We start from the raw sequence: 26277 nt of genomic DNA, 5'->3' as shown, positions 1-26277 counted from the left end.
ACCCGCACCCTCCACCCCCGGCCAGGCAAAGAGGCGCGCCCCCATGGACCTCACCGACTCCCCCGCCGACGAAGACTTCCGCGCCGAGGCCCGCGCCTGGCTGCGCGCCCATGTCCCGGCCGAGCCGCTGCCCTCCCTGGAGACGGCGGAGGGCTTCGCCGCCCACCGCGTCTGGGAGGCCGAACTGGCCGCCGGCCGCTGGTCGGTGGTCGACTGGCCGGCCGCGTACGGCGGCCGGGACGCGGGCCTGCTGGGCAGGCTGGCCTTCGAGGAGGAGTACTACGCGGCGGGCGCCCCGGGCCGTGTCGGCCAGAACGGCGTCAGCCTCCTCGCCCCGACCCTCTTCGACCACGGCACGCCCGAGCAGCGGGCCCGGGTGCTGCCGCCGATGGCCTCCGGCGAGGTGGTGTGGGCGCAGGCGTGGTCGGAGCCCGGGGCCGGATCCGACCTGGCCGCGCTCACCTCCCGGGCCAGGCGTACGGACGGGGGCTGGCTGCTGACCGGCCAGAAGACCTGGTCGTCGCGGGCCGCCTTCGCGGACCGGGCGTTCGGCCTGTTCCGCAGCGAGCCGGGCACCCCGAAGCCCCATCAGGGCCTGACGTACCTGATGTTCGACCTGCGCGCGCCGGGGGTGACGGTCCGCCCGATCGGCCGCCTGGACGGCAGGCCCGCCTTCGCCGAGCTCTTCCTCGACGACGTGTTCGTACCGGACGGGGACGTCATCGGCGAGCCCGGCCAGGGCTGGCGCATCGCCATGTCCACCGCCGGCAACGAACGCGGACTGACGCTCCGTCCGCCGGGGCGCTTCCTCGCCTCCGCGGACCGGCTGCTGGACCTCTGGCACGCCCAGGGCAGCCCGGCCTCCGCCCGGGACCGGGTGGCCGACGCGCTGATCGGCGCCCGCGCCTACCAGCTGTTCACCTGCGCGGCCGCCTCCCGCTTCCTGGACGGCACCCCGGTCGGCCCCGAGTCCAGCCTGAACAAGGTCTTCTGGTCCGAGTACGACCTGGCCCTGCACGAGACGGCACTCGACCTGCTCGGCGAGGAGGGCGGGCCGGCGGACGCCCACTGGTCGGAGGGCTATGTCTTCGCCCTGGCCGGCCCGATCTACGCCGGCACCAACGAGATCCAGCGCGACATCATCGCCGAGCGCCTCCTCGGCCTGCCGAAGGGCCGCCGCTGATGCGTTTCCTCCTGGACACCGAGCAGCGGGCGTTCGCCCGGTCGCTGGACGCCATGCTGACGGCGGCGGACACCCCGAAGGCCGTGCGCGCCTGGGGGCGGGGCGAGCACCTGGCCGGGCGGGCGCTGTGGTCCCGGGTCGCGGAGGCGGGGGTCTTCGCGCTGGCGGCGCCGGAGGCGTACGAAGGGGTCGGCCCCCTCCCGGTGGAGCTGGCCGTCGCCTTCGTGGAGCTGGGGCGGCACGCGGTACCGGGCCCCCTCGTGGAGACGGTCACGGCGGTGGTCCTGCTGTCCGGTCTGCGGGACCCCGGCCCGGCCGAACGCCTCCTGCCGGCGCTGCTGTCCGGCACGGCGATGGCGACGGTGGCGCCGTCACCCGAGGCGTACGCGCTGGACGGGGACGCGGCGACCACCCACCTCTCGCTCGACCCGGAGCGGGGTGAACTGCGCCTCCGCCCCGGCCACGGCCCGGTCCGCCCCTGCCTGGACCCGGCCCGGCGCCCGACCCCGCTCACCCCCGGCGGCACGCTCCTCGCCACCGACCCTGCCCTCCTCGCCCGGGCCCTCGTCTGGGCCAGGCTTGCGGTGGCCGCGCAGGCCCTCGGCGTCGGACTGGCCCTCCTGGACAGGACGGTGGCGTACGTCCGGCAGCGCACCCAGTTCGGGGTGCCCATCGGCTCGTTCCAGGCGGTGAAGCACCGGCTGGCGGACGCGAAGGTGGCCCTGGAGTTCGCGCGTCCGCTGGTCTTCGGGGCGGCGGTCACGCTGGACCCGGCGGACGCGGCGGCGGCCAAGGTGACGGCGTGCGAGGCGGCGTACACGACCGCGCGCACGGCGCTGCAGCTGCACGGCGCGATCGGCTACACGGCGGAGTACGACCTGTCGCTCTGGTTCACCAGGGCCCGGGCCCTGCGGACGGCGTGGGGCACCCCGGCCGCATGCCGGGCCACCGTGCTCGACGGCGCCCGCCATCGCTGATCCCCGGGCACGCCCTCAGGCGACGATGCCCTCGGCGCGGGCCGCCGCCAGCCACTGCGGGAACTCCCCCACCAGCCGGTCGTACAGCTCGGCGTCGGACACGGTCCGCGGGTCCGCGCCCGCGTGGAAGAAGCCGGCGTTGTCGACGACCCGCTTCCCCGGCACGGCCAGGTCGTCGAGCCGCCGCAGGAAGTCGAACTGCTTGCTGCGCGGATCGCCGAAGCCGATGAACTGCCAGAAGAGGGGGAGCCGGGCGGCCTTGCACATGTACCGTTCGGCGGCGAGCCTGCTGGTGGGTCCGCCGTCGGTCTGGAAGACCACGAAGGCCGGGTCCTCGGCGCCGCAGTCGAGGTAGTGGTCGATGACGGCGTCCATGGCCAGGTGGTAGTCGGTCCTCCCCATGTGCCCGAGCCCGGCCACGATGCGGTCGATCCGGCCGTGGTGGTCGGCGAGGCCGATCTCCGTGACCGCGTCGACCCCGGTGGAGAAGAAGACGACCGGAACGGTGCCGTCGTCGTCGAGTTGCGCGGAGAGTCCGAGCACCCGGTCGGCGAGGGCCTGCACACTGCCGTCCTTGTAGTAGGGCCGCATGGAGCCGCTGTGGTCGATCACGAGATAGACGGCGGCCCGCTGTCCCCGGAGCCCGTGCCGGTCGAGGGAGTGCCCGGCCGCCTTGTAGAGGTCAACGAGCGCGGGGGCGGTCTCCATCATCTTGGTGAGACTGATCGCGGGCATACGGCGGTCCTCCTGACCCCAGGGCTCTGCGAAGCCCCGAGGTTAGGGCACTCCCCCTGTCCCCTCCACCCTGATCGTTCGCTACTTTGTTCGCCGCCGCCCTCACCGGCTCGTCATCAGTCCCGCACCCCCAAGGAGCCGGCCGTGGAACCCGAGTCCCCGTCGTCGTCCGAGCCCGTCGTCACCACCTGCTACCGCCACCCGAAAGTGGAGTCGTACGTCCGCTGCACACGCTGCGAGCGGTTCATCTGCCCGGACTGCATGCGGGACGCGGCCGTGGGCCACCAGTGCCCGGAGTGCGTGAAGGAGGGCGCGAGAACCGTCCGGCAGGCCCGCACCGCCTTCGGCGGCCGGATCTCGGCCGTCCCGCTGGTGACGTACGTCCTGATCGGCCTGAACGTCATGGCCTACGTCGCCGAAGTGCTCCGTGAGCGGGTCGTGGACGACTTCGCGATGCTGGGCCGGGGGCTGCTCGGCCCGGACGGGCTGCACTACGTCTGGCAGAGCTCCTACCCGTCCGACTTCCGCCTCGAAGGCGTGATCGACGGCGAGTGGTACCGCCTCCTCACCGGCGCCTTCCTCCATCTCCCGCCCACCGAGGGCACGTTCGGCATCCTGCACATCGTGATGAACATGGTCACGCTGTGGAACGTCGGCAGGATCGTCGAGGCCCAGCTCGGCCGCGCCCGCTACCTCGCCCTCTACCTCCTGTCCGCCCTCGGCGGCTCCGTCCTGGTGCTCCTGCTCGCCCCCGACACCAGCACGGTCGGCGCCTCCGGCGCCATCTTCGGCGTGTGCACGGCGTACTACGTCCTGGCCCGCCGCCTGGGCGCCGACCCGGCCGGGATCAACCGCTTCATGGCCGGCCTGCTGGTGTGGCTGGTCATCTCGGCGGTGGTGACGTCCTGGCAGGGACACCTCGGCGGCCTGCTGACCGGCGGCCTGATCGCCGCGGGCTTCGCGTACGCGCCCCGGGACCGGCGGCGGGTCCTCGTACAGGCGGGGGTGTGCGCGGCGACGGCGGCGCTGCTCGTGGTGCTGGCACTCGCCAAGGCCGCGCAGATGACGACCTGATGGGCGGCGGGGCCGGCGGTCCCCGGACGTGCGACGGCGCCTGCCCAGTCGTCCGGTCGGGGACTGGCGGGCAGGCGCCGTCACGGGGGGTCTGGGGGGAGTACCCCCAGATGACCCGCCCGTACGCCGTTGTACGGGACGTGTGTGGCGGTCCGAGGGATCAGACCATCAGCGAGCGGTCGGTCGGCCGGATCGGGGCCGGCAGGTCGCTCGCGCCCGTCAGGAAGCGGTCGCAGCCCCGGGCCGCCGAGCGGCCCTCGGCGATCGCCCAGACGATGAGGGACTGGCCTCGGCCCGCGTCACCGGCGACGAAGACGCCGGGCACGTTGGTCTGGAAGTCGGCGTCGCGGGCGATGTTGCCGCGCTCGTCGAGGTCCAGGCCGAACTGGTCCACGAGACCGTTCTCGCGGTCGGTGCCCGTGAAGCCCATGGCCAGCGTCACGAGCTGGGCGGGGATCTTCCGCTCCGTGCCCGGCTTCTGCGTCAGCTTGCCGTCGACGAACTCGACCTCGACGAGGTGCAGGAACTGGACGTTGCCGTCCTCGTCGCCCTCGAAGTGGGTGGTGGAGACGGAGTAGACCCGCTCGCCGCCCTCCTCGTGCGCGGAGGTGACCTTGTAGAGCATCGGGAAGGTCGGCCACGGCTGGTTCGGGGCACGGTCCTCGCCCGGCTGCGGCATGATCTCCAGCTGGGTGACCGAGGCCGCGCCCTGACGGTGGGCGGTGCCCACGCAGTCCGCGCCCGTGTCGCCGCCGCCGATGACCACGACGTGCTTGCCCTCGGCCGTGAGGGGGGGCGCCACGAAGTCGCCCTCCTGGACCTTGTTGGCCAGCGGCAGGTACTCCATGGCCTGGTGGATGCCGGCCAGCTCGCGGCCGGGGACCGGCAGGTCACGGGCGGTGGTGGCGCCCGCGGCGATGACGACGGCGTCGTACCGCTTCTTCAGGTCCGTGGCCTTGAGGTCGCGGCCGATCTCGATGCCCGTCCGGAAGCGGGTGCCCTCCGCGCGCATCTGCTCGATGCGGCGGTTGATGTGCCGCTTCTCCATCTTGAACTCGGGGATGCCGTAGCGCAGCAGACCGCCGACGCGGTCCGCGCGCTCGTACACCGCGACCGTGTGACCGGCCCGCGTCAGCTGCTGCGCCGCCGCGAGGCCCGCCGGGCCGGAGCCGATGACCGCGACCGTCTTGCCGGACAGCCGCTCCGGGGCCTGGGCCGCGACGTCGCCGCTGTCCCACGCCTTGTCGATGATGGAGACCTCGACGTTCTTGATGGTGACGGCCGGCTGGTTGATGCCGAGCACGCACGCCGACTCGCACGGGGCCGGGCACAGCCGCCCGGTGAACTCCGGGAAGTTGTTCGTCGCGTGCAGCCGCTCCGACGCCGCCGCCCAGTCCTCGCGGTAGGCGTAGTCGTTCCACTCGGGGATGAGGTTCCCGAGCGGACAGCCGTTGTGACAGAACGGGATGCCGCAGTCCATGCAGCGGGACGCCTGCTTCGAGATGATCGGGAGCAGCGAGCCCGGGACGTAGACCTCGTTCCAGTCCTTCAGTCGTACGTCGACGGGGCGGGACTTGGCGACCTCGCGCCCGTGGTTCAGGAAGCCCTTCGGGTCAGCCATTGATCGCCGCCTCCATCATCTTCTCGGTGATCTCGGTCTCGGAGAGACCGGCCTGCTCGGCGGCGGCCTTGGCGGCGAGCACTGCCTTGTACGTGCTGGGGATGATCTTGCTGAAGCGCGTCACGGCGACGGGCCAGTCGGCGAGCAGCTTCTCGGCGACCGTGGAGCCGGTTTCCTCGGCGTGGCGGCGCACCACGTCGTGCAGCCACTGCTTGTCGGTGTCGTCGAGGGCCTCGACGGCGCCCAGGTTGCCGACGTTGACGTTGTCGCGGTCGAGGTCGATGACGTAGGCGATGCCGCCGGACATACCGGCCGCGAAGTTGCGGCCCGTCTCGCCGAGGACGACCGCGTGGCCACCGGTCATGTACTCGCAGCCGTGGTCGCCCACGCCCTCGGACACCACCAGGGCGCCGGAGTTGCGGACACAGAACCGCTCGCCCGTACGACCGCGGAGGAACAGCTCGCCGCCGGTGGCGCCGTAGGCGATGGTGTTGCCCGCGATGGTGGAGTACTCGGCGAGGTGGTCGGCGCCCCGGTCGGGACGGACGATCACCCGGCCGCCGGAGAGGCCCTTGCCGACGTAGTCGTTGGCGTCGCCCTCCAGGCGCAGCGTGACACCGCGCGGGAGGAAGGCACCGAAGGACTGGCCCGCCGAGCCGGTGAAGGTGATGTCGATGGTGTCGTCGGGCAGACCGGCCCCGCCGAACTTCTTCGTCACCTCGTGGCCGAGCATGGTGCCGACCGTGCGGTTGATGTTGCGGACCTTGACCTGGGCGCGGACCGGCTGGGCGTCGGTCGCGTCGTTCGCGGCCAGCGCGTCGGCGGCGAGCTTGATCAGCTCGTTGTCGAGCGCCTTCTCCAGGCCGTGGTCCTGCTCGATCAGCTGGTGGCGGACGGCGCCCTCGGGCAGTGCGGGCACGTGGAACAGCGGCTCCAGGTCCAGGCCCTGCGCCTTCCAGTGCTCGACCGCGCGGGCCACGTCGAGCGTCTCGGCGTGGCCGACGGCCTCCTCGATGGAGCGGAAGCCCAGCTCGGCGAGGATCTCGCGGACCTCCTCGGCGATGAACTCGAAGAAGTTCACGACGTACTCGGCCTTGCCGGAGAACCGGTCGCGCAGCGTCGGGTTCTGGGTGGCGATGCCGACCGGGCAGGTGTCCAGGTGGCAGACGCGCATCATGACGCAGCCGGAGACGACCAGCGGAGCGGTCGCGAAGCCGAACTCCTCGGCGCCGAGGAGCGCGGCGATGACGACGTCACGGCCGGTCTTCAGCTGGCCGTCGGTCTGCACGACGATGCGGTCACGCAGGCCGTTGAGCAGCAGCGTCTGCTGGGTCTCGGCGAGGCCGAGCTCCCAGGGGCCGCCCGCGTGCTTCAGCGAGGTCAGCGGGGACGCGCCCGTACCGCCGTCGTGGCCGGAGATGAGCACGACGTCCGCGTGCGCCTTGGAGACACCGGCGGCGACCGTGCCGACGCCGACCTCGGAGACCAGCTTCACGTGGATCCGCGCCTGCGGGTTCGCGTTCTTCAGGTCGTGGATGAGCTGGGCGAGGTCCTCGATGGAGTAGATGTCGTGGTGCGGCGGCGGGGAGATCAGACCGACACCCGGCGTCGAGTGACGGGTCTTGGCGACCCACGGGTAGACCTTGTGGCCGGGCAGCTGGCCGCCCTCGCCGGGCTTGGCGCCCTGGGCCATCTTGATCTGGATGTCGTCCGCGTTGACCAGGTACTCCGAGGTCACGCCGAAGCGGCCGGAGGCGACCTGCTTGATCGAGGAACGGCGCGCCGGGTCGTACAGGCGGTCCGGGTCCTCGCCGCCCTCACCGGTGTTGGACTTGCCGCCCAGCTGGTTCATGGCGATGGCGAGCGTCTCGTGCGCCTCGCGGGAGATCGAGCCGTACGACATGGCGCCGGTCGAGAACCGCTTGACGATCTCGGTGACCGGCTCGACCTCGTCGATGGAGATCGGCTGCCGGTCGCCCGACTTGAAGCCGAACAGGCCGCGCAGCGTCATCAGGCGCTCGGACTGCTCGTTCACGCGGTCCGTGTACTTCTTGAAGATGTCGTAGCGGCGCGTGCGCGTGGAGTGCTGGAGGCGGAAGACCGTCTCCGGGTCGAACAGGTGCGGCTCGCCCTCGCGGCGCCACTGGTACTCGCCGCCGATCTCCAGGGCGCGGTGGGCCGGCGCGATGCCGCTGGCCGGGTACGCCTTGGCGTGGCGGGCGGCGACCTCCTTGGCGATGACGTCGATGCCGACGCCGCCGATCTTGGTGGCCGTGCCGTTGAAGTACTTCTCGACGAACGCGTCCGCGAGACCGACGGCCTCGAAGACCTGGGCGCCCCGGTAGGAGGCGACCGTGGAGATGCCCATCTTCGACATGACCTTCAGGACGCCCTTGCCGAGGGCGTAGATCAGGTTGCGGATGGCCTGCTCGGACTCGATGCCGGAGAGGAAGGTGCCGGCGCGGACGAGGTCCTCGACGGTCTCCATCGCCAGGTACGGGTTGACGGCGGCGGCGCCGAAGCCGATGAGCAGGGCGACGTGGTGGACCTCGCGGACGTCACCGGCCTCGACGAGCAGCCCCACCTGGGTGCGCTGCTTGGTGCGGATGAGGTGGTGGTGGACGGCCGCGGTGAGCAGCAGCGACGGGATCGGCGCGTGCTCGGCGTCGGAGTGGCGGTCGGACAGGACGATCAGCCGGGCGCCGTTGGCGATGGCGGAGTCGGCCTCGGCGCAGATCTCCTCGATGCGCGCGGCGAGGGAGTCGCCGCCGCCGGAGACCCGGTAGAGACCGGAGAGCGTGGCCGCCTTCATGCCCGGCATGTCGCCGTCGGCGTTGATGTGGATGAGCTTGGCCAGCTCGTCGTTGTCGATCACCGGGAAGGGCAGGGTGACGCTGCGGCAGGACGCGGCGGTCGGCTCCAGGATGTTGCCCTCGGGGCCCAGCGACGAGCGCAGCGAGGTGACGAGCTCCTCGCGGATGGCGTCCAGCGGCGGGTTGGTGACCTGTGCGAACAGCTGGGTGAAGTAGTCGAAGAGCAGCCGCGGGCGCGAGGACAGCGCGGCGATGGGCGAGTCGGTGCCCATGGAGCCGAGCGGCTCGCCGCCGGTCTTGGCCATCGGCGCGAGGATGACGCGCAGCTCTTCCTCGGTGTAGCCGAAGGTCTGCTGGCGGCGGGTGACCGAGGCGTGGGTGTGCACGATGTGCTCACGCTCGGGCAGGTCGGACAGCTCGATCTCGCCGGCCTCCAGCCACTCCGCGTACGGGTTCTCCGCGGCGAGCTGGGCCTTGATCTCGTCGTCCTCGATGATGCGGTGCTCGACGGTGTCGACGAGGAACATCCGGCCGGGCTGCAGCCGGCCCTTGCGGACGACCTTGGCAGGGTCGATGTCGAGGACGCCGACCTCGGAGCCGAGGACGACGAGTCCGTCGTCGGTGACCCAGTAGCGGCCGGGGCGCAGGCCGTTGCGGTCGAGGACCGCGCCGACCTGGCGGCCGTCGGTGAAGGTGACACAGGCCGGGCCGTCCCAGGGCTCCATCATCGTGGAGTGGAACTGGTAGAAGGCGCGGCGGGCGGGCTCCATGGAGTCGTGGTTCTCCCACGCCTCCGGGATCATCATCAGCACGGAGTGCGGCAGGGAGCGGCCGCCGAGGTGAAGCAGTTCCAGGACCTCGTCGAAGGACGCCGAGTCGGAGGCGTCCGGCGTACAGATCGGGAAGATCCGGTCCAGCGTCTCCTGCGGGCCGAAGAGGTCCGAGGCGAGCTGGGACTCGCGGGCGACCATCCAGTTGCGGTTGCCCTTGACCGTGTTGATCTCGCCGTTGTGCGCGACGAAGCGGTACGGGTGGGCGAGCGGCCACGACGGGAAGGTGTTCGTGGAGAACCGGGAGTGCACGAGCGCGATCGCGGAGGCGAAGCGGCGGTCGGACAGGTCCGGGAAGAAGGGCTCCAGCTGGCCGGTGGTCAGCATGCCCTTGTAGACGATGGTCCGCGCGGACAGCGAGGGGAAGTAGACGTCGACCTCGCGTTCGGCGCGCTTGCGCAGCACGAAGCTCTTGCGGTCGAGGTCGATGCCCGTGGCGGGCGCGGCCGATCCGTCGGCGACGAAGATCTGGCGGAAGGCAGGCATCGTCGAGCGGGCGGTGGCGCCCAGCAGCGCGGGGGCGACGGGCACCTCGCGCCAGCCGAGGACGGTCAGGCCCTCCTCGGCCGCGACGGCCTCGATACGGGCCGCGGCGTCGTCGGCGCCCTGCTCGGGCAGGAAGGCGATGCCGACGGCGTACGCGCCGGCCTCGGGCAGCTCGAATCCGGCCACCTCGCGGAAGAACGCGTCGGGGACCTGCGAGAGGATGCCGGCGCCGTCACCCGAGTCGGGCTCCGAACCGGTCGCCCCGCGGTGCTCCAGGTTGCGAAGAACCGTGAGCGCCTGCTCGACCAGCGCATGGCTCGCCTCGCCGGTGAGGGTGGCCACGAAACCGACGCCACAGGCGTCCTTCTCGTTGCGGGGGTCGTACATACCCTGCGCAGCAGGGCGAGCATCCATGAAGGACCACTTCTGGCCGTTCGCGGAGTGCTGGGACGGCTGGCGCGGCGTACGCATCGGCTCTCCCGTCGTCGTCATCTGGCATATGCGTGTGCCGAGGGACGACGCTGGCCCTCTGCGTAAGGTGCAAAATTTCGTGCAGGTTACATGATGGAACGGTTCTCGGGAAGCGGATACTGCGTCCCAACATGCGGACGCCACGGGCGCGGAGGGGTGCCGCGCACAGTGGCGCGGACAGGCGTCGACAGGCGTGGAACTGGGGGCCGGCCGGACAGATTTGTGTCGGCAGACCGCGAGGCGCAGAAGGCGTCGTCGCCACTGCTTCAGGTGCTAGGCAGGCGTCATTGCCTGCGGCGCTTACGGCTCATGCCCAGCGGTTAAGCGTTCGAAACCGCCTGGTAACGACTACTTATGCGGTCCCGCGCATACGTAGCCATCCGATCCATCATACGGCCGCCCCGATCAGGCTGCCCAGGGCGTACGTCACACCCGCCGCGGCACCCCCGAGGGCGAGCTGCCGAAGACCACTGAACCACCAGCTCCTGGCCGTCACCCTGGCCACCACCGCCCCGCAGCCGAAGAGCCCCAGGAGCGCCACCAGCACCGCGGGCCACAGCGCCCCCGCGCCGAGCAGATACGGCAGGACGGGGAGCAGGGCACCCAGCGCGAAGGAGCCGAAGCTGGACACGGCGGCCACGGTCGGTGACGGGAGGTCGCCGGGATCGATGCCCAGCTCCTCGCGGGCGTGGATCTCCAGGGCCTGCTCGGGATCGCGCGAGAGCTGGCGCGCGACCTCCCGGGCGAGCCCCGCCTCGACGCCACGGCTCTCGTAGAGCGCGGCCAGCTCTCGCTCCTCGTCCATGGGGTGCTTACGCAACTCCCGTCGCTCCACGTCGAGTTCGGCCTCGACGAGTTCCCGCTGGGAGGCCACCGAGGTGTATTCGCCGGCGGCCATCGAGAAGGCACCGGCGGCGAGTCCCGCGAGCCCGGCGACGACGACCGCCTCCCGGCCGGCCGAGCCGCCCGCGACACCGGTCATCAGGGCCAGGTTGGACACGAGCCCGTCCATCGCGCCGAACACGGCGGGCCGCAGCCAGCCTCCGTTCACGTCCCGGTGGGTGTGGTTGTCGCGATGCGCCTCGTGCAGCGCGGCCTCGGTGTCGATGATCGCCATACCGGTCCCCCAGGGAAGCCAAGCCAAAGCTAACTTTGGACAGAATCTAATCTTTAACAACGCCCACAGTACGTTGGGGCATTCCCGTCCGCCAGCAAGGAAAGGCTGGACTAACCTGCGGTTTTACCGTCGAATGCGCAGACGATCACGGCACCGCTCATATGTCGACCGGGTGACGTTGAGGGCTCGCAGGCTCAGGTCAACCGCCGATGGTGGGACACATCCGCAAAGGTGTCCCTGTGGAAAGGCCCGCGTATGGCATCCGTCGCCCGCATCCCCTCGGTCCCGGCGCCCCAGGACGCCACCGAACTCCGCGAGCGGGCGCGCGGCGCCCTGCTGGGCCTGGCGGTCGGAGACGCCCTCGGCGCCCCCGCCGAGAACCTGAAGCCGTCGGAGATCCGCGCCCGCTGGGGCCGTATCGAGGGCTACGTCGTGGACGAGCCCACCGGCACGGACGACACCGAGTACGCGATCTTCTCCGGGCTGCTGCTGGCCCGGCACGGCTCGGCGCTCACCGTCGCGCATGTGGAGGCGGCCTGGCACCAGTGGATCGCGGACCGGGACGAGGGCCCGTTCCGGGGCGCCGGCTTCAGTGAACGCGGCACCCTGGAGAACCTCCGCCGGGGCCTCGCCGCGCCGATCTCCGCGCAGCACCGGCACGCCTGGAGCGACGGGCTGGCCATGCGCGCGGCCCCGTTCGGCGTCTTCGCCGCGGGCCGCCCGGCGGAGGCCGCCCGGCTGGTCGCCGTCGACGGCTCCGTCAGCCACGACGGGGAAGGCATCTACGGCGGTCAGGCGGTCGCGGCCGGAGTCGCGGCGGCGATGGCGGGCGCCCCCACCATCGCGGTCGTGGCCTCCGCGCTCGCCGTGATCCCCGACGACTCCTGGACCGCCCGCTCCCTGCGCCGGGCGGTCGCCGTCGCCCACCGCGGCGAACGCGCGGTCCGCTCCGCCGTCGTCATCGGCGGCTACCCCTGGACCGACCTCGCCCCCGAGGCCGTCGCCCTCGCCTTCGGCGCCTACGCGGCGGCCGACGGCGACTTCACCGAGTCGGTGCTGACGGCGGTGAACATGGGCCGCGACGCCGACACCACCGCCGCCGTCGCCGGCGCGCTGGCCGGGGCGACCCGGGGCGCGTCCTCGATCCCGTCCGCGTGGGCGGCGGCCATCGGCCCGGCACGGGGCAGCTGCCTGCCCTCCATGGCGGGCCACCACGTCCTGGACGTGGCCGAGCTCCTGGTCCCCGGCGAGGGCGGCAAATGGACCACCGGCACGACCCGCCTCCCCCACGACCACCGCCCCCTGCCACCCAGACCCGCCCCCGCCCCGACTCCAGCCACCTTCAGCCCGACCGCCCCGACTCCGGCCACCTTCAGCCCGACCGCCCCGACTCCGGCCACCTTCAGCCCGACCGCCCTCAACCTGGTGGCCGCCACCCCGGCCGCCCCCACGCCGACCGACTTCACTCGAGTCGCACCCGCACCGGTCGCCGCCGCCCCGGCCGCCCGCGCTCCTGCCGTGCACACTCCGGCCGACTCCACCCCGGTCGCCCCTACTTCGGGCGCCCCCGACCCGGCGGTCTTTTCTCCGACCGCCCTCGACCCGGTCACCCTGACTCCGGCCACCCACACTCCGGCCGTGCACACTCCGGCCGACTTCACCTCGGCCGCCCCCACCCCGGTCACTCCCGACCCGGCCGCCACCACTCCGGCCGACTTCACCTCGGCCGCCCCCACCCCGGTCGCCCCCGACCCGGTGGTCTTCACTCCGACCGCCCTCGACCCGGTCACCCTGACTCCGGCCACCCACACTCCGACCGTGCACACTCCGGCCGACTTCACCTCGACCGCCCCCACCCCGGTCGCCCCCGACCCGGTGGTCCTCACTCCGACCGCCCCCGCCCCCGCCCCCGCCGCCTTCACCCTCACTGCCCCCATCCCGACCGACTTCACCCCCACCGCCTTCGCCCCCGCCCCGGCCGACACGACGGAGACCCCGGTATGACCCCGCCCACCCCGTGGGACGACACCACCCCCACCGCGCCCTCCGCACCGCACGACGAGCCGCCCCGCCGGAGACCGGCCGCACCGCGCGCGACCCCGGCGCGCGGGACCGCGGCCGCACCCCTCGCCCCCGAGCACGTCGAACCCGCACGCCCGGTGTCGGCGAAGCCGCTCACCCACGGAGCCGCGGCCGCCGATGGTGAGGGAGCCCGACAGGGGCCACCCGCACCCGACGACGAAAGCCGCACGGGCGGTGCGGGTGGGACGACGACGGCCGACGGCGAAGCCGAGGCCCGTCGGGCGGCGCCGACGGCAGCCGGTGGCGAAGCCCCGGCCCGTCCGGCGGCGCGCCCCCCGACGCGCACCCGGGTCGAGGGCCTCCTCCTGGGCCTCGCCGCGGGCGACGCCGCCGGCTGGCCCGCCGCCCGCCACCGGGCCGCCCGTATGCCGGAGTGGACCCGCCGCCTCACCCGCGAACTGGACACGTTCGCCGAGCAGAACGCCACCACCACGCTCCCGGTCCCCATCGCCCTCAACCAACCCCCCGAGCCCCTGCGCCTCGGCCCCTCCGACGACGCGGAATGGGCGGCCTTCGCCGCGGAGGCCCTGCTCCGCGCCGGTGACGCCACCGCCCTCGGCGACCTCAGCCTCGAACGCCGCACCCGCGCCTCGATCGACCTCTCCTGGAACGCCGTGGCCAGCGAGATCGCCGCCGCCGCCGAACGCGCCCCCGAGGTCGAGTCCGCCGTACTCCCCCTGCGCGCCCGTATCTCCGTACGCGCCGGCCTCGGCAACCTCGCCGCCGGCCTCCGCCCGCCCGCCACCGGCCACGACAACCCGCACTACTTCGACGACGCGGCCTGCGTACGCGCCTGCGTGCTCGCCGTGGCCCACCCCGGCGACCCACGGGGAGCCGCCGAACTCGCCGAGTTCGACGCCCGCTACACCCAGGACGGCGACGGCGTGCACGGCGCACGCGCGATGGCCGCCGCGCTCGCGCTGGCACTCGTCGGCGCGAACGTCGACGACTGCACGGCGGCGGCCCTGGCCGAACTCCCCGCCGCAACGGAGATCGGCCGCAACGCCCGCCACGCCCTGGACCTCGCCCACCGCCACCGAGGCGAAGGAACATTCGCTCTGGTGCCGCTCCTGGAACACCAGATCGTCGACCACGTCTACAGCTACGGCATCGCCGCCGCCGAGACCGTCCCCGTGGCCCTCGCCCTGGCCATCGCCGCCGAGGGCCGGATCGCGGAGGCCGTCCCCGCCGCCGCCTGCCTCTCCCGCGTCGCCGACTCCGCCCCGGCCCTCGCCGGCGCCCTGACCGGCGCGCTCGGCGGCGGCACCGCCGTCCCCGCCTCCTGGCGGGACGCCTGCCGCACCCTCTCCGGCTGCGCCCTCCCCCGCCTCACCGGCACCGATCTCGTACACCTCGCCGAACTTCTCGCAACCACGGAACTCGCCACCCCGGGGGGATGATTCGGGCATGACGCCCTCGAAGGAACCCCCCACCTCGATGACCCTCGAAGAACGCATCACCGGAGCCCTGGTCGGCGCCGCCGTCGGTGACGCCCTCGGCGGCCCCGTCGAGGGCTACACCCCCGAGCAGATCACCGAACGCCACGGCGGCCGCGTGCACGGTGTCGTCGGCCCCTGGAGCGGCGACGACTGGCGCACCGCCCGCCCCATCGCGCCGTACCACAAGGGCGACGGCCACGTCACCGACGACACCCTCATGACCCATGCGCTGGTCCGGGTGTACGACCGCGTCCGCGACCACCTGGACGCCTACGCCGTCGCCGAGCACCTGGTGCCGGACATGATGACGACCCCACGCTGGATCCCCGAACTGGAGGCGGAGGCCCTCCCCCTCCATCGGGTCTTCCTGGCCGAGAAGTGGCTGGTGGCCCGTCTCCACTACGGCCACGTCGACCCGCGCGAGGCCGGCACCGGCAACATCGTCAACTGCGGCGCCGCGATGTACATGGCCCCGGTCGGCCTGATCAACGCGGCCGATCCGTCCGGCGCTTACGCGGAGGCACTCGACATCGCCGGGGCCCACCAGTCGTCGTACGGCAGGGAGGCCGCGGGCGTGTTCGCGGCGGGGGTCGCGGCGGCGTGCACGCCGGGCGCGACCGCCGCGTCGGTGGCCGAGACGTGTATCGCCCTGGCCAAGGACGGCACCCGCGCGGCGATCGAGGCCGTGTGCGAAACGGCCGTCCGCCACACGGACTTCGAGTCGGCGCTGCGCCCGCTGCGTGAGGCGGTGGCCCCGTTCGACACGGTCGGCCCGGACTACCGCGCCCCCTCCCTGGGCGCCCGCCGCCCCTCCCGACTCCACTCCATCGAGGAACTCCCCGTCGCCCTGGGCATGTTGCTCGTCGGCCGCGGCGACTACCGCCACGCCGTCCTCGGTTCCGTGAACTACGGCCGCGACTGCGACTCGATCGCCACCATGTCGGGCGCCCTCGCGGGCGCCCTGGGCTCGGACGTCCCGTCCGACTGGGCCAAGACGGTCGCCGAGGCCAGCCGCCTGGACCTGCACGCGCCGGCCACGGCCCTGGCCGAGGTCGCCCGCGAGATCCACACGCGGGACGTACGGCGCCGCCGCGCCCACGAGTCCGCCTTCGCCACGCTCGCCTCCCTCCGGTGACCCCGCTGCGTCTGACCTGGGTGCAGCCGGAGGACCTCCTGGGCCACGAACTGCGGCAGGCGGTCCAGGACGGCCGCGCACCGTCGGCCGTCGCCGCCCGCTGGCGAGCCGCGGGCGGCCCCCCTGCCCCCGCGCGCGCCGGCGCCTCCCCGGGGCGCGTCTCCCGCTACCTGCGGCAGCTCGCCGAGGACCTGCTGGACGAACTCGCCGATCTGCCGAGCGGGTTGAGCGAGGCCGAGCCGACGGCCCTGAGCGGCATCAAGGCACTGTGCCCCCACTGGCCGGCGCCCCCGCCCGCCCCCGGCGCCCCGGGCGCGCCACCCCGCTCCACCCCGGCCGCGTACCTCCCCCGCCTGGAGGCCGCGTGGCTGGGGCGGGCCGCCGGCTGCCTCCTCGGCAAGCCCGTCGAGAAACTGCCCCTCGCCGCGCTCCGCGACCTCGCACGGGCGTCCGGCAACTGGCCCCTCACCACCTGGTTCACCGCCCGGGGCGTCCCCGCGGAACTCCTCGCCGCCCACCCCTGGAACCGCCGCTCGGCCCCCACCTCCCTGGCCGAGAACATCGACGGCATGCCCGAGGACGACGACCTCAACTACCCCCTCCTCAACCTCCTCCTGCTGGCCCGTCACGGCCGCGACTTCACCACCACCGATGTGGCCACGCTCTGGCTGGACGAACTCCCCGCGGGCCGCACCTTCACCGCCGAGCGGGTCGCCTACCGCAACCTCCTCTGCGGCATCGACCCCCCGCACACCGCCCGCCACCGCAACCCGTTCCGCGAATGGATCGGCGCCCTCATCCGTGCCGACGTCCACGGCTGGACCAACCCCGGCGACCCGGGCGCCGCCGCCGAACAGGCCCACCGCGACGCCACCCTCACCCACACCGCGAACGGCGTCTACGCGGCGATGTTCGTCGCGGCCACCATCGCGGAGGCGGCCACCGGTACCCACGACATCCACCACTGTCTGCGCACCGGCCTGACGGTCGTCCCCCCGGGCTCCCGCCTGGCGGGGGCGATCACCCACGCCGTCCGTCTCGCCGGCCGCACCCGGGACTTCGAGGCGGTCGTCGACGCACTCCACACCACCTACGCCGACCACCACTGGGTGCACGCCCTGCCCAACACCGCGCTGCTCGCCGCCGCCCTCACCCACGCCGACGGCGACTACACGGCCTCCGTCTGCCGTGCGGTGTCCGGCGGTTGGGACACCGACTCGAACGGCGCGACGGCGGGCAGCATCGCCGGCCTCCTCACCGGCTCCCCCGACGCGCTTCCCGAGCGCTGGACGGCCCCCCTCAAGAACCGTCTGGCCACCTCGATCGCCGACTTCAACGGCGTCGGCTTCGACACCCTGGCCCACCTCACCCTCCGGGAGACCCCCCACCCATGACCCAGGCGTACGACCCTCCGCTCTCCCATCTGCGTGTCCTCGACCTCGCCACCCTCTTCGCCGGTCCCCTGGCCGCCACGATGCTCGGCGACTTCGGCGCGGAGGTCATCAAGGTCGAGCACCCCACGAAGCCGGACCCGTCCCGCGGCCACGGCCCGTCGAAGGACGGCGTGGGCCTGTGGTGGAAAATGCTGGGCCGCAACAAGCGCACCCTGACGCTGGACCTCTCCACCCCCGGCGGCCGGGACACCCTCCTGCGCCTGGCGGCCACCGCCGACGTGGTCATCGAGAACTTCCGCCCCGGCACCCTGGAGCGATGGGGCCTGGGCTGGAAGGAACTGTCGGCCGCGAACCCCCGCCTGGTCCTCGCCCGGGTCACCGGCTTCGGCCAGTTCGGCCCGTACGCGCACCGTCCCGGCTTCGGCACGCTCGCCGAGGCGATGAGCGGCTTCGCCGCGATCACCGGGGAGCCCGACGCCCCGCCGGTCCTGCCGCCCTTCGGGCTCGCCGACTCCATCGCCGGTCTCGCGACGGCGTACGCGGTGATGACCGCGCTCGCCGCGCGTGACCGGACCGGTCAGGGGCAGACGGTCGACATGGCGATCATCGAGCCGATCCTCACCGTCCTCGGCCCCCAGCCCCTCTGGTACGACCAGCTGGGGCACGTCCAGCCGCGCACCGGCAACCGCTCCGCCAACAACGCGCCCCGCAACACCTATCGCACGGCGGACGGCTCCTGGGTGGCCGTCTCCACCTCCGCCCAGTCGGTCGCGGAACGGGTGATGCGGCTGGTGGGCCGCCCCGAGCTGATCGACGAGCCCTGGTTCGGTTCGGGGGCGGAACGGGCCCGGCACGCGGACGTCCTGGACGAGGCGGTCGGCGCGTGGATCGCCCGGCACACCCGCGAGGAGGTCATCGAGGTGTTCGAGAAGGCGGAGGCGGCCGTCGCCCCCGTCCAGGACATCACCGACGTGATGGCCGACCCGCAGTACCGGGCCCTGGACACGGTCACCACCGTGGACGACCCCGACCTCGGACCGCTGCGCATGCAGAACGTCCTCTTCCGGCTCTCCGCCACCCCCGGCGCGATCCGCTGGGCGGGCCGCGCCCACGGCGCCGACACGGACGCGGTCCTCACCGAGCTGGGCCTGTCGGGGCCGGACATCGCGGCCCTGCGTCAGGAGGGCGCCCTGTGACCCCCCGGCCGGCCACCCCGTTCCCCCTGACCTGGCTGTACGTCCCCGGTGACCGCCCCGAGGTGGTCGCCAAGGCCCTGGCCTGCGGCGCCGACGTGGTGATCGTGGACCTGGAGGACGCGGTCGCCCCGGACCGCAAGGGGTACGCCCGGGCCGCCACCGCCGACCTGCTCTCGGTCCCTCCGCCCGTGCCGGTCCACGTACGGGTGAACGCGCTGCACACCCCGGAGGCCGAACAGGACCTCAAGGTCCTCTCGCCCCTGCCCGGTCTGTCGGCGCTCCGCCTCCCGAAGGTCACGTCACCGGCCGAGATCGTCGCCGTCGCGGAAGGGACGGCCCTCGCGGAAGGGGGCGCGATCCCCCTGTACGCCCTCCTCGAATCGGCCCTGGGCGTCGAGCGCGCCTACGCCATCGCCGGCGCCCACCCCGCGCTGCACGGCATCACGCTGGGCGAGGCCGACCTCAGGGCCGACCTGGGCGTCCATCACGACCGGGCCCTCGACTGGCCCCGCTCCCGGGTGGTCGTCGCCGCGCGCGCCGCGGGGCTGCCGTCACCGGCCCAGTCGGTCCACCCGGACACGAAGGACCTGGACGGCCTGGCCGCCTCCTGCGCGCACGGCCGCTCCCTCGGCTTCCTGGGCCGCGCCGCCATCCACCCCCGTCAGCTCCCGGTCATCGAACACGCCTACGCCCCGACGCCGCAGGAGGTGGAGTCGGCCGAGGAGACCCTGCGGGCCGCGACCGCCGCACCCGGCGCCCAGGCCCTGCCCGACGGCCGCTTCATCGACCCGGCGATCGTCGCCGCCGCCCACAGAACCCTCTCCCTGGCCAGCCGCCCCACCCAGCAGTGATGCGTTCGCCCGTGGGGGCTGGTCGCGCAGTCCCCGCGCCCCCCGCGACCGTGCGAGGCGACCGGCGGCGCCCCTGAAAAGCAGCGGGCGCAGCCCCTGCTTTTCAGGGGCGCGGGGAACTGCGCGACCAGCCCCCACCGGAGCCGCAGCCAAAAACCCACCCGCCCCGAAGGGACAGGTGGGCAGGCATCACATCGAGCGAACCGGCTGTCGCGTCAGCTCTTCTTAGCCGACTCGGGCTCCTTCTTCTCGCCCCCGCCGCCGGAGGCCCCCGCATCGCCCTCGGCCTTGGCCTCGGACTCCCCCGGCTTCGCCTTCGACTCCGACTTGGTCTCCGAGTCCTCCACCGGCGCGGCAGCGCCCGCGCCCTCGTCCCCGTCACCGTCGGAGACACCCGGCTCGACGACCTCTTCGCGCCCCGGCCGCTTGCGGGCCGACAGGACCATGTAGATCACGGCGAGGACGAAGACGAACAGCGCCGTCCAGTTGTTGAGGCGCAGCCCGAGGATGTGGTGGGCCTCGTCGACCCGCATGTACTCGATCCAGAACCGCCCCGTGCAGTACGAGGCGACGTACAGCGCGAACGCCCGCCCGTGCCCGAGGGTGAAGCGGCGGTCCGCCCAGATGACGAGAAGCGCGACGCCGATGCACCACAGCGACTCGTAGAGGAAGGTCGGGTGGTAGGTACCCGGCAGCCGCCCGTCCGTCGAGGACGTGATCTCCACGGCCCACGGCAGATCCGTCGGCTTGCCGTACAGCTCCTGGTTGAACCAGTTGCCCCACCGCCCGATCGCCTGGGCCAGCGCGATACCGGGTGCGACGGCGTCCGCGTACGCGGGCAGCGGGATACCGCGCCGGCGGCAGCCGATCCACGCGCCCACCGCGCCGAGCGCGATCGCGCCCCAGATGCCGAGTCCGCCCTCCCAGACCTTGAAGGCGTCCACCCAGTCACGGCCCTCGCTGAAATACAGCTCGTAGTCCGTGATCACGTGGTAGAGCCGCCCGCCGACCAGGCCGAAGGGCACGGCCCAGACGGCGATGTCGGCGATCGTGCCGGCCTGTCCGCCCCGTGCGACCCAGCGTTTGTTGCCGAGCCAGACGGCTACGAAGACACCGATGATGATGCAGAAGGCGTAGCCGCGCAGCGGGACGGGACCGAGGTAATACACCCCGTGCGACGGGCTGGGAATGTAGGCAAGTTCCATGGCAGGGTCGACGCTACCCTGTCGGGCCCGGCCGACGGCGGGCGGCCCGGCAACGGGTCCATAACGCCGCGTCACACCCGCCTTGACACCCCACGGCCCCCCGCAGCCCCTCCCGGCTCACCCGCGGCTCACCCCTGGGCCTTCGCCTCCACCATCTGCTTCAGCTTGGCGGGGGTCATGGACTGGTCCGCGTAGATGTTGGTGCCGTTGAGGAAAACGCTCGGCGTGCCGGAGAAGCCGCCCTTCTGGAACGCCTTGTTCGACTTGGCGACCCAGCTGTTGTGCCTGCCCTCCTGGACACAGCTGCGGAAGGGGGCGGTGTCCAGTCCGTCCACCTTCTTCGCGAGGTCGAGCAGCTTGGCCTCGCCGGCGAAGTCGTCGTTCGTCTCGGGCGGCTGGTTCTCGTAGAGCACGTCGTGGTACTCCGGGAACTTGCCCTCGTTCTGCGCGCACGCGGCGGCGTTGGCGGCCTTGCGGGAGCCGCTGCCGCCCATGTTCCCGTCGATCAGGGTGGCGAGGTGGTACTCGACCTTCAGCTTCCCGGCCGCGGTCAGCTCGTGGATCGTCGCGCGGTAGGCGTCCTCGAAGGACTTGCAGGCCGGGCAGCGGAAGTCCTCCCACACGGAGAGGGTCGACCTGGCTCCGGCGTCCCCGACGGGGATCGCGAGGCTGTCCTCGCCGTTCGCCCCCGAGGGCACCACGACCGGGCCCGAGGCGGAGGACTCGTCGTCCTTGCCCGCGTTCGCCGCCACCACGCCGATGACGGCGGCCAGCCCCAGGACGCACACCACGGAGGCGCCCACGATCAGGACCCGGCGGCGCTTCTCGGCGGTCTTCTGCTTCTCGCGCTCCTCCGCCAGCCGTTCACGGGCGGTGCGCTTTCCCTCACGGTTCTTCTCGCTCACATCCCGCAGAACGAACCGGGGAGGCGCACCGCGCCTCCCCGGTCCCACTTCCACCCGTTCGAGTGAGCGGATCGCCCGTGACGTCCAGCGACCCCCGTACGACAAACGGGTGAACGTCACACGCGTCCGACGCGCCGGGTCACACGCCCCGGCGCACACCCTTGGCGAGGTCTCCCGCGAGGTCCCGGACGGCCTCCAGGCCGGCCGCCTCGTCGGGGGCGTCCAGCATCAGCTTCACGAACGCGGAGCCGACGATCACGCCGTCGGCGAACCCGGCGACCTCGGCGGCCTGCTCGGCGTTGGAGACGCCGAGACCGACGCAGACCGGCAGGCCGGAGCCCGTGGCCCGGGTCCGTTCCACCAGGTCCTGGGCCTGCGCGCCCACCGACTCCCGGGTGCCGGTGACCCCCATCAGCGAGGCGGCGTAGACGAAGCCGCTGCCCGCCGCGGTGATCTCGGCGAGCCGGGCGTCCCTGCTGCTGGGCGCGACGACGAAGACCGTGCCGAGGCCGTGCTTCTCGGCGTGCTCCCTCCACAGCGCCGACTCCTGGACGGGCAGGTCGGGCAGGATGCAGCCCGCGCCGCCCGCCTCGGCCAGCTCGGCCGTGAAACGCTCGACGCCGTAGCGGTCGATGGGGTTCCAGTACGTCATGACGAGGACGGGCTTGCCGGTGGCCTCGAACGCCTCCCGGACCGTCCGCATCACGTCCGCGATCTTGACACCGCCGCGCAGGGCGATGTCGTCGGCGGTCTGGATGACGGGTCCGTCGAGGACGGGGTCGCTGTGCGGCAGCCCGACCTCGACGACGTCGGCGCCGCCCTCGAAGACCGCCTTGATCGCGGCGATGCCGCCGTCGACCGTCGGGAACCCGGCCGGCAGATAGGCGATGAGCGCGGACCGGCCCTCCGCCTTGGCGGCGGCGAGGGTGTCGCCCAACAGCTGGATGTTGCCGCTCACTTGGCGTCCCCCTCGATCTCGGCGAGATCGGCCGCGTCGGCCGCGACCTCGGCGTCGGTGTCGTACAGGCCGAAGTAGCGCGCCGCCGTGTCCATGTCCTTGTCGCCGCGACCGGACAGGTTGACGACGATCAGCCCGTCCTTGCCCAGTTCCCTGCCGACCTCCAGGGCGCCGGCGAGCGCGTGGGCGCTCTCGATGGCCGGGATGATGCCCTCGGTGCGCGACAGCAGACGCAGTGCCTGCATGGCCGCGTCGTCGGTGACGGCGCGGTACTCGCCCCGGCCGCTGTCCTTGAGGTACGCGTGCTCGGGGCCGATGCCCGGGTAGTCCAGGCCCGCCGAGATCGAGTACGGCTCGGTGATCTGGCCCTCCTCGTCCTGCAGGACGTAGGAGCGCGAGCCGTGCAGGATGCCCGGTTCACCGGCGGTGAGCGTCGCCGCGTGCTCACCGGTCTCGACGCCGTGGCCGGCGGGCTCGCAGCCGATGAGCCGTACGGAGGCGTCGGGGATGAAGGCGTGGAAGAGGCCGATGGCGTTCGAACCGCCGCCCACGCAGGCCACGGCCGCGTCGGGCAGCCGCCCGGCGCGTTCGAGGATCTGGCGCCGCGCCTCGACGCCGATGACCCGGTGGAAGTCGCGGACCATCGCGGGGAAGGGGTGGGGCCCGGCCACGGTCCCGAACAGGTAGTGCGTGCGGTCGACGTTGGCGACCCAGTCCCGGAACGCCTCGTTGATGGCGTCCTTGAGGGTCCGCGAGCCGGACTTGACCGCGATGACCTCGGCGCCCAGCATGCGCATGCGGGCGACGTTCAGGGCCTGCCGCTGCGTGTCGATCTCGCCCATGTAGATGGTGCAGTCGAGGCCGAACAGCGCGCAGGCCGTGGCGGTGGCGACGCCGTGCTGGCCCGCTCCCGTCTCGGCGATGACCCGGGTCTTGCCCATGCGCCGGGTGAGCAGGGCCTGCCCGAGCACGTTGTTGATCTTGTGTGATCCGGTGTGGTTCAGGTCCTCGCGCTTGAGGAACACCCGCGCCCCGCCGGCGTGCTCGGCGAACCGGGGCACCTCGGTGAGCGCGCTCGGCCGGCCGGTGTAGTGGACGAGCAGATCGTCGAGCTCACGCGCGAACTCGGGGTCGTGCTTCGCCTTGTCGTACTCCACGGCGACCTCGTCCACGGCGGCGACCAGCGCCTCCGGGATGAACTTGCCGCCGAACGCGCCGAAATACCCCTCGGCGCTGGGAACCTGACCCTCGGGGTCGGGAATGAAGAACTCACTGGACATGCGCATACCTCGCAGGGGCGTCGCCCCGTCGTTGGTCGGACTCCGGCTGACAGCGATCACGTACGCGCGCTGCCGGGCACCTCCGTCGACCCCGTCCGCACTCCCCCGCCGCGACGGCGAGCGAGCACGACGGCGTCGACCGGCGGTGCCGAACCGGCCGTCTCCGCTCCCGCCTGCCGCCGGGGACACGACGCCCGGCGTTCAGCGGAGGGAAACGCGGCTCAGCTGCCCGCAGGGCGCCGCGTACGTGTCCTGGGCCATCGCATGCCGTTCACCTGACCCGGCTCGTCACCGATGACATAGCGGACCCGGCGCCCGTGGACACGGCGGGCGGGGGCCCGGCAGCCACGGGGACGGCACCCGCGCGCGAGGCGGGCGTAGGGGTCCCTGGGAGTCATGGTGATCGAGAACATCGGGGCACAGCCTACCGGCCCCGGCTCACCCGTGTGGGTGACCACGACCGATACGGCGACTCGGCCGCACCCCGGCGCCCCGGCCGGGAGGGGTCCCGGCCGGTCGGCGGTGGCGGTACGGCCGGTCATGGCCGGGTCAGCCCCGCCCGTGCCGCAGCGCGGGGTGCTCGCCCGCGGCGACGAGGTCGGCGACGGCGGTCCTGGGGTCCTTGCCGGTGACGAGGGACTCGCCCACGAGGACGGCGTCGGCGCCGGCGTTGGCGTAGGCGATGAGGTCGTGCGGGCCCCGGACGCCGGACTCGGCGATCTTGACGATGGAGTCCGGGATCTCGGGGGCGACCCGCTCGAACGTGGAGCGGTCGACCTCCAGGGTCTTGAGGTTGCGGGCGTTGACGCCGATCACCCGCGCTCCGGCGTCGACCGCGCGCTCGACCTCGTCCTCGTCGTGGACCTCGACGAGCGGGGTGAGCCCGATGGACTCCGCGCGCTCGATGAGCGATTCCAGCGCCGGCTGGTCGAGCGCGGCGACGATGAGCAGGACGACGTCGGCGCCGTAGGCCCGTGCCTCCCACAGCTGGTACGAGGTGACGATGAAGTCCTTGCGCAGGACGGGGATGTCCACGCGCGCCCGGACGGCCTCCAGGTCGGCCAGCGAGCCGCCGAAGCGGCGCTGTTCGGTGAGGACGGAGATGATCGCCGCGCCGCCCGCCTCGTAGTCGGCGGCGAGACCGGCCGGGTCGGCGATCGCGGCGAGCGCGCCCTTGGAGGGGCTGGACCGCTTGACCTCGCAGATCACCTTGACGCCGTCGCCGCGGAGCGCGGCCGCGCCGTCCTTGGCCGCCGGAGCCTTCGCCGCGCGCTCCTTGAGCTCGTCGAGGCTGACGCGCGCCTGCCGTTCCGCGAGGTCGGCACGGACTCCGTCGATGATCTCGTCGAGCACACTCACGCGAGCGGCCCCCTTTCAGACGGTGGGAACGATGAAAACGGCAAAAATCAGTGACAACGTTTGACGGTCATGTATTGACAGTCGGGCGGTCTCAGTGTTGAGGCAGTTCACTGCGATGGTATCCGCAGGAGGGCGTGGGCCTCGCATCCGGTTGACGGCGATCCCTCCCGCACCCTCGAACCGGCTTCGCTCGGCTCGGGCGGGAGGTGCCCCCGTCCTGGACCTTCGCGGTTCGATCAAGGATGGAGCCAGCCACCGAACGGCAGGTTCCGGACAACCGTGAAGACCAGCGCCGATGCGCCGAGGGACCACAGGTGGAGGGGGCCGAGGCGCAGGCGCAGCGGCCGTCCGCGCGCCGCGCGGACCACCCAGACGGTCCACAGCACCGCGAAGCCGAGGAAGCCCGCGACGGCCAGCGCGTTGTCGGTGAGGGCGGTCGCGATGTCCCCGTGCGAGAAGGCGTGTGCGCTGCGCAGACCGCCGCAGCCGGGGCAGTACAGGCCGGTGAGGCGCCACAGCGGGCAGACCGGGTAGTGGCCGGGCTCGTTGGGGTCCACGGCCGCGACGTACGCGAAGGCACCGGCGACGGCCGCGAGCACCCCGGCGGGCACCGCGAGCGAGCGGAGCGCGCGGCCCGTCGTCGGGCCGGTCACGCCGGGGGGCGGTGGCGCGGTCGGCTGGGTCTCGGCGTTCACACCCCGCATTGTGCCCCGCGCGGGGCACGCGCGCGCCGGAGGGACGGCCCGCGGTGAGGCGGAACCGTCCCTCGGGCGGGTGTCAGCCCTTGGCGCCGGCCGGCTCGGGGGTCGTCCCGGTCTGCGCGCGCACCGCCGCCGTCTCGTACACGGCGTGCGCGTCCTTCGGCTGGCCCATGCCCATGGCGCGCATGATCATGCCGACGACGCCACCGAGGACCGTGATGACCATGCCGGCCCAGAATCCCAGCGGCTCGGCCATCACCATGAAGGCGCCCGAGACGCAGAAACCGATGAAGGCGATGGTGACGCCGGTCCAGGCGGCCGGGGTGTGACCGTGGCTGCTGCCCGCCATGACTTGCTCCTCGTTGTCCATTGCGTGGTGCTCGATGCGTGTCGCTCGATGCCTGTGCTGAGTCGGACGCTCGTCGTCCATTGTCCCGTACGGGTACGGGTGCCTTGAGCGGGGGT

The 26277-nt window shown here is 72.9% G+C and carries 20 protein-coding genes and 1 pseudogene; 9 read left to right on the top strand and 12 right to left on the bottom strand.

The window, feature by feature from the left end:
- Positions 1–43: 43 nt before the first annotated feature.
- Complete coding sequence (locus SCAB_RS32805) at positions 44–1183, top strand: acyl-CoA dehydrogenase family protein (RefSeq protein WP_013004414.1); 1140 nt, start codon at positions 44–46, stop codon at positions 1181–1183.
- Complete coding sequence (locus SCAB_RS32800; RefSeq protein ID WP_013004413.1) at positions 1183–2160, top strand: acyl-CoA dehydrogenase family protein; 978 nt, start codon at positions 1183–1185, stop codon at positions 2158–2160. The genes SCAB_RS32805 and SCAB_RS32800 overlap by 1 nt, the downstream gene beginning before the upstream one ends.
- Before the next feature lie 15 nt (positions 2161–2175).
- Here SCAB_RS32800 and SCAB_RS32795 read toward each other — a convergent pair whose 3' ends face one another.
- Complete coding sequence (locus tag SCAB_RS32795) at positions 2176–2895, bottom strand: vWA domain-containing protein (RefSeq protein WP_013004412.1); 720 nt, start codon at positions 2893–2895, stop codon at positions 2176–2178.
- 144 nt (positions 2896–3039) lie between these two features.
- On the opposite strand from SCAB_RS32795, the gene SCAB_RS32790 reads away from it, so the two are divergent.
- Positions 3040–3969 (top strand): rhomboid family intramembrane serine protease, encoded by a 930-nt coding sequence (locus tag SCAB_RS32790; protein WP_013004411.1) that lies wholly within the window; start codon positions 3040–3042, stop codon positions 3967–3969.
- 160 nt (positions 3970–4129) lie between these two features.
- Here the strand turns inward: SCAB_RS32790 and SCAB_RS32785 are convergent, their stop codons facing one another.
- The 3 genes from SCAB_RS32785 to SCAB_RS32775 all read right to left on the bottom strand — a co-directional run bounded on the left by SCAB_RS32785 (position 4130) and on the right by SCAB_RS32775 (position 11307).
- Positions 4130–5590 (bottom strand): glutamate synthase subunit beta, encoded by a 1461-nt coding sequence (locus tag SCAB_RS32785; RefSeq protein WP_013004410.1) that lies wholly within the window; start codon positions 5588–5590, stop codon positions 4130–4132.
- Complete coding sequence (gltB, locus tag SCAB_RS32780; protein WP_037728021.1) at positions 5583–10190, bottom strand: glutamate synthase large subunit; 4608 nt, start codon at positions 10188–10190, stop codon at positions 5583–5585. Before gltB ends, SCAB_RS32785 begins: the two co-directional genes overlap by 8 nt.
- Before the next feature lie 388 nt (positions 10191–10578).
- Positions 10579–11307, bottom strand: a complete 729-nt coding sequence (locus tag SCAB_RS32775) for a VIT1/CCC1 transporter family protein (protein WP_013004408.1) — start codon at positions 11305–11307, stop codon at positions 10579–10581.
- 255 nt (positions 11308–11562) lie between these two features.
- Here SCAB_RS32775 and SCAB_RS32770 point away from each other — a divergent pair.
- From SCAB_RS32770 to SCAB_RS32745, 6 genes and pseudogenes are all read left to right on the top strand, one after another.
- Positions 11563–12654 (top strand): annotated as a pseudogene (locus tag SCAB_RS32770) (ADP-ribosylglycohydrolase family protein); the annotation flags it as partial.
- 653 nt (positions 12655–13307) lie between these two features.
- Positions 13308–14789 (top strand): ADP-ribosylglycohydrolase family protein, encoded by a 1482-nt coding sequence (locus tag SCAB_RS32765; RefSeq protein WP_013004406.1) that lies wholly within the window; start codon positions 13308–13310, stop codon positions 14787–14789.
- Positions 14790–14796: 7 nt separating this feature from the next.
- Entirely contained in the window at positions 14797–15963 is a 1167-nt protein-coding gene (locus SCAB_RS32760) for an ADP-ribosylglycohydrolase family protein (protein WP_013004405.1), read from the top strand.
- Positions 15960–17357: an ADP-ribosylglycohydrolase family protein gene (locus SCAB_RS32755; RefSeq protein ID WP_013004404.1), complete on the top strand. Its 1398-nt coding sequence runs from the start codon at positions 15960–15962 to the stop codon at positions 17355–17357. Before SCAB_RS32760 ends, SCAB_RS32755 begins: the two co-directional genes overlap by 4 nt.
- The gene (locus tag SCAB_RS32750) at positions 17354–18553 is read left to right on the top strand and encodes a CaiB/BaiF CoA transferase family protein (RefSeq protein ID WP_013004403.1); all 1200 of its coding nucleotides are present in this window, start codon (positions 17354–17356) and stop codon (positions 18551–18553) included. The genes SCAB_RS32755 and SCAB_RS32750 overlap by 4 nt, the downstream gene beginning before the upstream one ends.
- Complete coding sequence (locus SCAB_RS32745; protein ID WP_013004402.1) at positions 18550–19404, top strand: HpcH/HpaI aldolase/citrate lyase family protein; 855 nt, start codon at positions 18550–18552, stop codon at positions 19402–19404. Before SCAB_RS32750 ends, SCAB_RS32745 begins: the two co-directional genes overlap by 4 nt.
- Before the next feature lie 215 nt (positions 19405–19619).
- On the opposite strand, the gene lgt is transcribed toward SCAB_RS32745, so the two are convergent.
- The 8 genes from lgt to SCAB_RS32710 all read right to left on the bottom strand — a co-directional run bounded on the left by lgt (position 19620) and on the right by SCAB_RS32710 (position 26161).
- Positions 19620–20609, bottom strand: coding sequence for a prolipoprotein diacylglyceryl transferase (gene lgt / locus SCAB_RS32740; RefSeq protein WP_013004401.1), 990 nt, complete (start codon positions 20607–20609; stop codon positions 19620–19622).
- Positions 20610–20737: 128 nt separating this feature from the next.
- Positions 20738–21514, bottom strand: coding sequence for a DsbA family protein (locus SCAB_RS32735; RefSeq protein ID WP_013004400.1), 777 nt, complete (start codon positions 21512–21514; stop codon positions 20738–20740).
- A 139-nt stretch (positions 21515–21653) separates the two neighbouring features.
- A complete protein-coding gene (trpA, locus tag SCAB_RS32730) occupies positions 21654–22472 on the bottom strand; it encodes a tryptophan synthase subunit alpha (protein ID WP_013004399.1) in 819 nt (272 codons plus the stop codon).
- Complete coding sequence (gene trpB, locus SCAB_RS32725; RefSeq protein ID WP_013004398.1) at positions 22469–23752, bottom strand: tryptophan synthase subunit beta; 1284 nt, start codon at positions 23750–23752, stop codon at positions 22469–22471. Before trpB ends, trpA begins: the two co-directional genes overlap by 4 nt.
- A gap of 221 nt (positions 23753–23973) precedes the next feature.
- Positions 23974–24150 carry a tryptophan biosynthesis modulator TrpM gene (trpM, locus tag SCAB_RS49450; protein ID WP_369122730.1) on the bottom strand — a complete coding sequence of 59 codons (177 nt, stop codon included), beginning with the start codon at positions 24148–24150 and terminating at the stop codon, positions 23974–23976.
- Between the two features lie 151 nt (positions 24151–24301).
- On the bottom strand, positions 24302–25111 hold the full coding sequence (trpC, locus tag SCAB_RS32720) for an indole-3-glycerol phosphate synthase TrpC (RefSeq protein ID WP_013004397.1): 810 nt from the start codon (positions 25109–25111) through the stop codon (positions 24302–24304).
- A gap of 236 nt (positions 25112–25347) precedes the next feature.
- Positions 25348–25815: a DUF2752 domain-containing protein gene (locus tag SCAB_RS32715; RefSeq protein ID WP_041669934.1), complete on the bottom strand. Its 468-nt coding sequence runs from the start codon at positions 25813–25815 to the stop codon at positions 25348–25350.
- Between the two features lie 73 nt (positions 25816–25888).
- On the bottom strand, positions 25889–26161 hold the full coding sequence (locus SCAB_RS32710; protein ID WP_013004395.1) for an HGxxPAAW family protein: 273 nt from the start codon (positions 26159–26161) through the stop codon (positions 25889–25891).
- Positions 26162–26277: the final 116 nt, after the last annotated feature.

Source organism: Streptomyces scabiei 87.22 (genome assembly GCF_000091305.1).
GTDB classification, from domain to species: domain Bacteria; phylum Actinomycetota; class Actinomycetes; order Streptomycetales; family Streptomycetaceae; genus Streptomyces; species Streptomyces scabiei.
This window is presented reverse-complemented; position numbering and strand designations above follow the sequence as displayed.

Coding starts and splice junctions, on each gene's coding strand:
- SCAB_RS32805 (WP_013004414.1), top strand. CDS start 44: ATGGACCTCACCGACTCCCCCGCCGACGAAGACTTCCGCGCCGAGGCC.
- SCAB_RS32800 (WP_013004413.1), top strand. CDS start 1,183: ATGCGTTTCCTCCTGGACACCGAGCAGCGGGCGTTCGCCCGGTCGCTG.
- SCAB_RS32795 (WP_013004412.1), bottom strand. CDS start 2,895: ATGCCCGCGATCAGTCTCACCAAGATGATGGAGACCGCCCCCGCGCTC.
- SCAB_RS32785 (WP_013004410.1), bottom strand. CDS start 5,590: ATGGCTGACCCGAAGGGCTTCCTGAACCACGGGCGCGAGGTCGCCAAG.
- gltB (WP_037728021.1), bottom strand. CDS start 10,190: ATGCGTACGCCGCGCCAGCCGTCCCAGCACTCCGCGAACGGCCAGAAG.
- SCAB_RS32775 (WP_013004408.1), bottom strand. CDS start 11,307: ATGGCGATCATCGACACCGAGGCCGCGCTGCACGAGGCGCATCGCGAC.
- SCAB_RS32765 (WP_013004406.1), top strand. CDS start 13,308: ATGACCCCGCCCACCCCGTGGGACGACACCACCCCCACCGCGCCCTCC.
- SCAB_RS32760 (WP_013004405.1), top strand. CDS start 14,797: ATGACGCCCTCGAAGGAACCCCCCACCTCGATGACCCTCGAAGAACGC.
- SCAB_RS32750 (WP_013004403.1), top strand. CDS start 17,354: ATGACCCAGGCGTACGACCCTCCGCTCTCCCATCTGCGTGTCCTCGAC.
- lgt (WP_013004401.1), bottom strand. CDS start 20,609: ATGGAACTTGCCTACATTCCCAGCCCGTCGCACGGGGTGTATTACCTC.
- trpB (WP_013004398.1), bottom strand. CDS start 23,752: ATGTCCAGTGAGTTCTTCATTCCCGACCCCGAGGGTCAGGTTCCCAGC.
- trpM (WP_369122730.1), bottom strand. CDS start 24,150: ATGACTCCCAGGGACCCCTACGCCCGCCTCGCGCGCGGGTGCCGTCCC.
- SCAB_RS32715 (WP_041669934.1), bottom strand. CDS start 25,815: ATGCGGGGTGTGAACGCCGAGACCCAGCCGACCGCGCCACCGCCCCCC.
- SCAB_RS32710 (WP_013004395.1), bottom strand. CDS start 26,161: ATGGCGGGCAGCAGCCACGGTCACACCCCGGCCGCCTGGACCGGCGTC.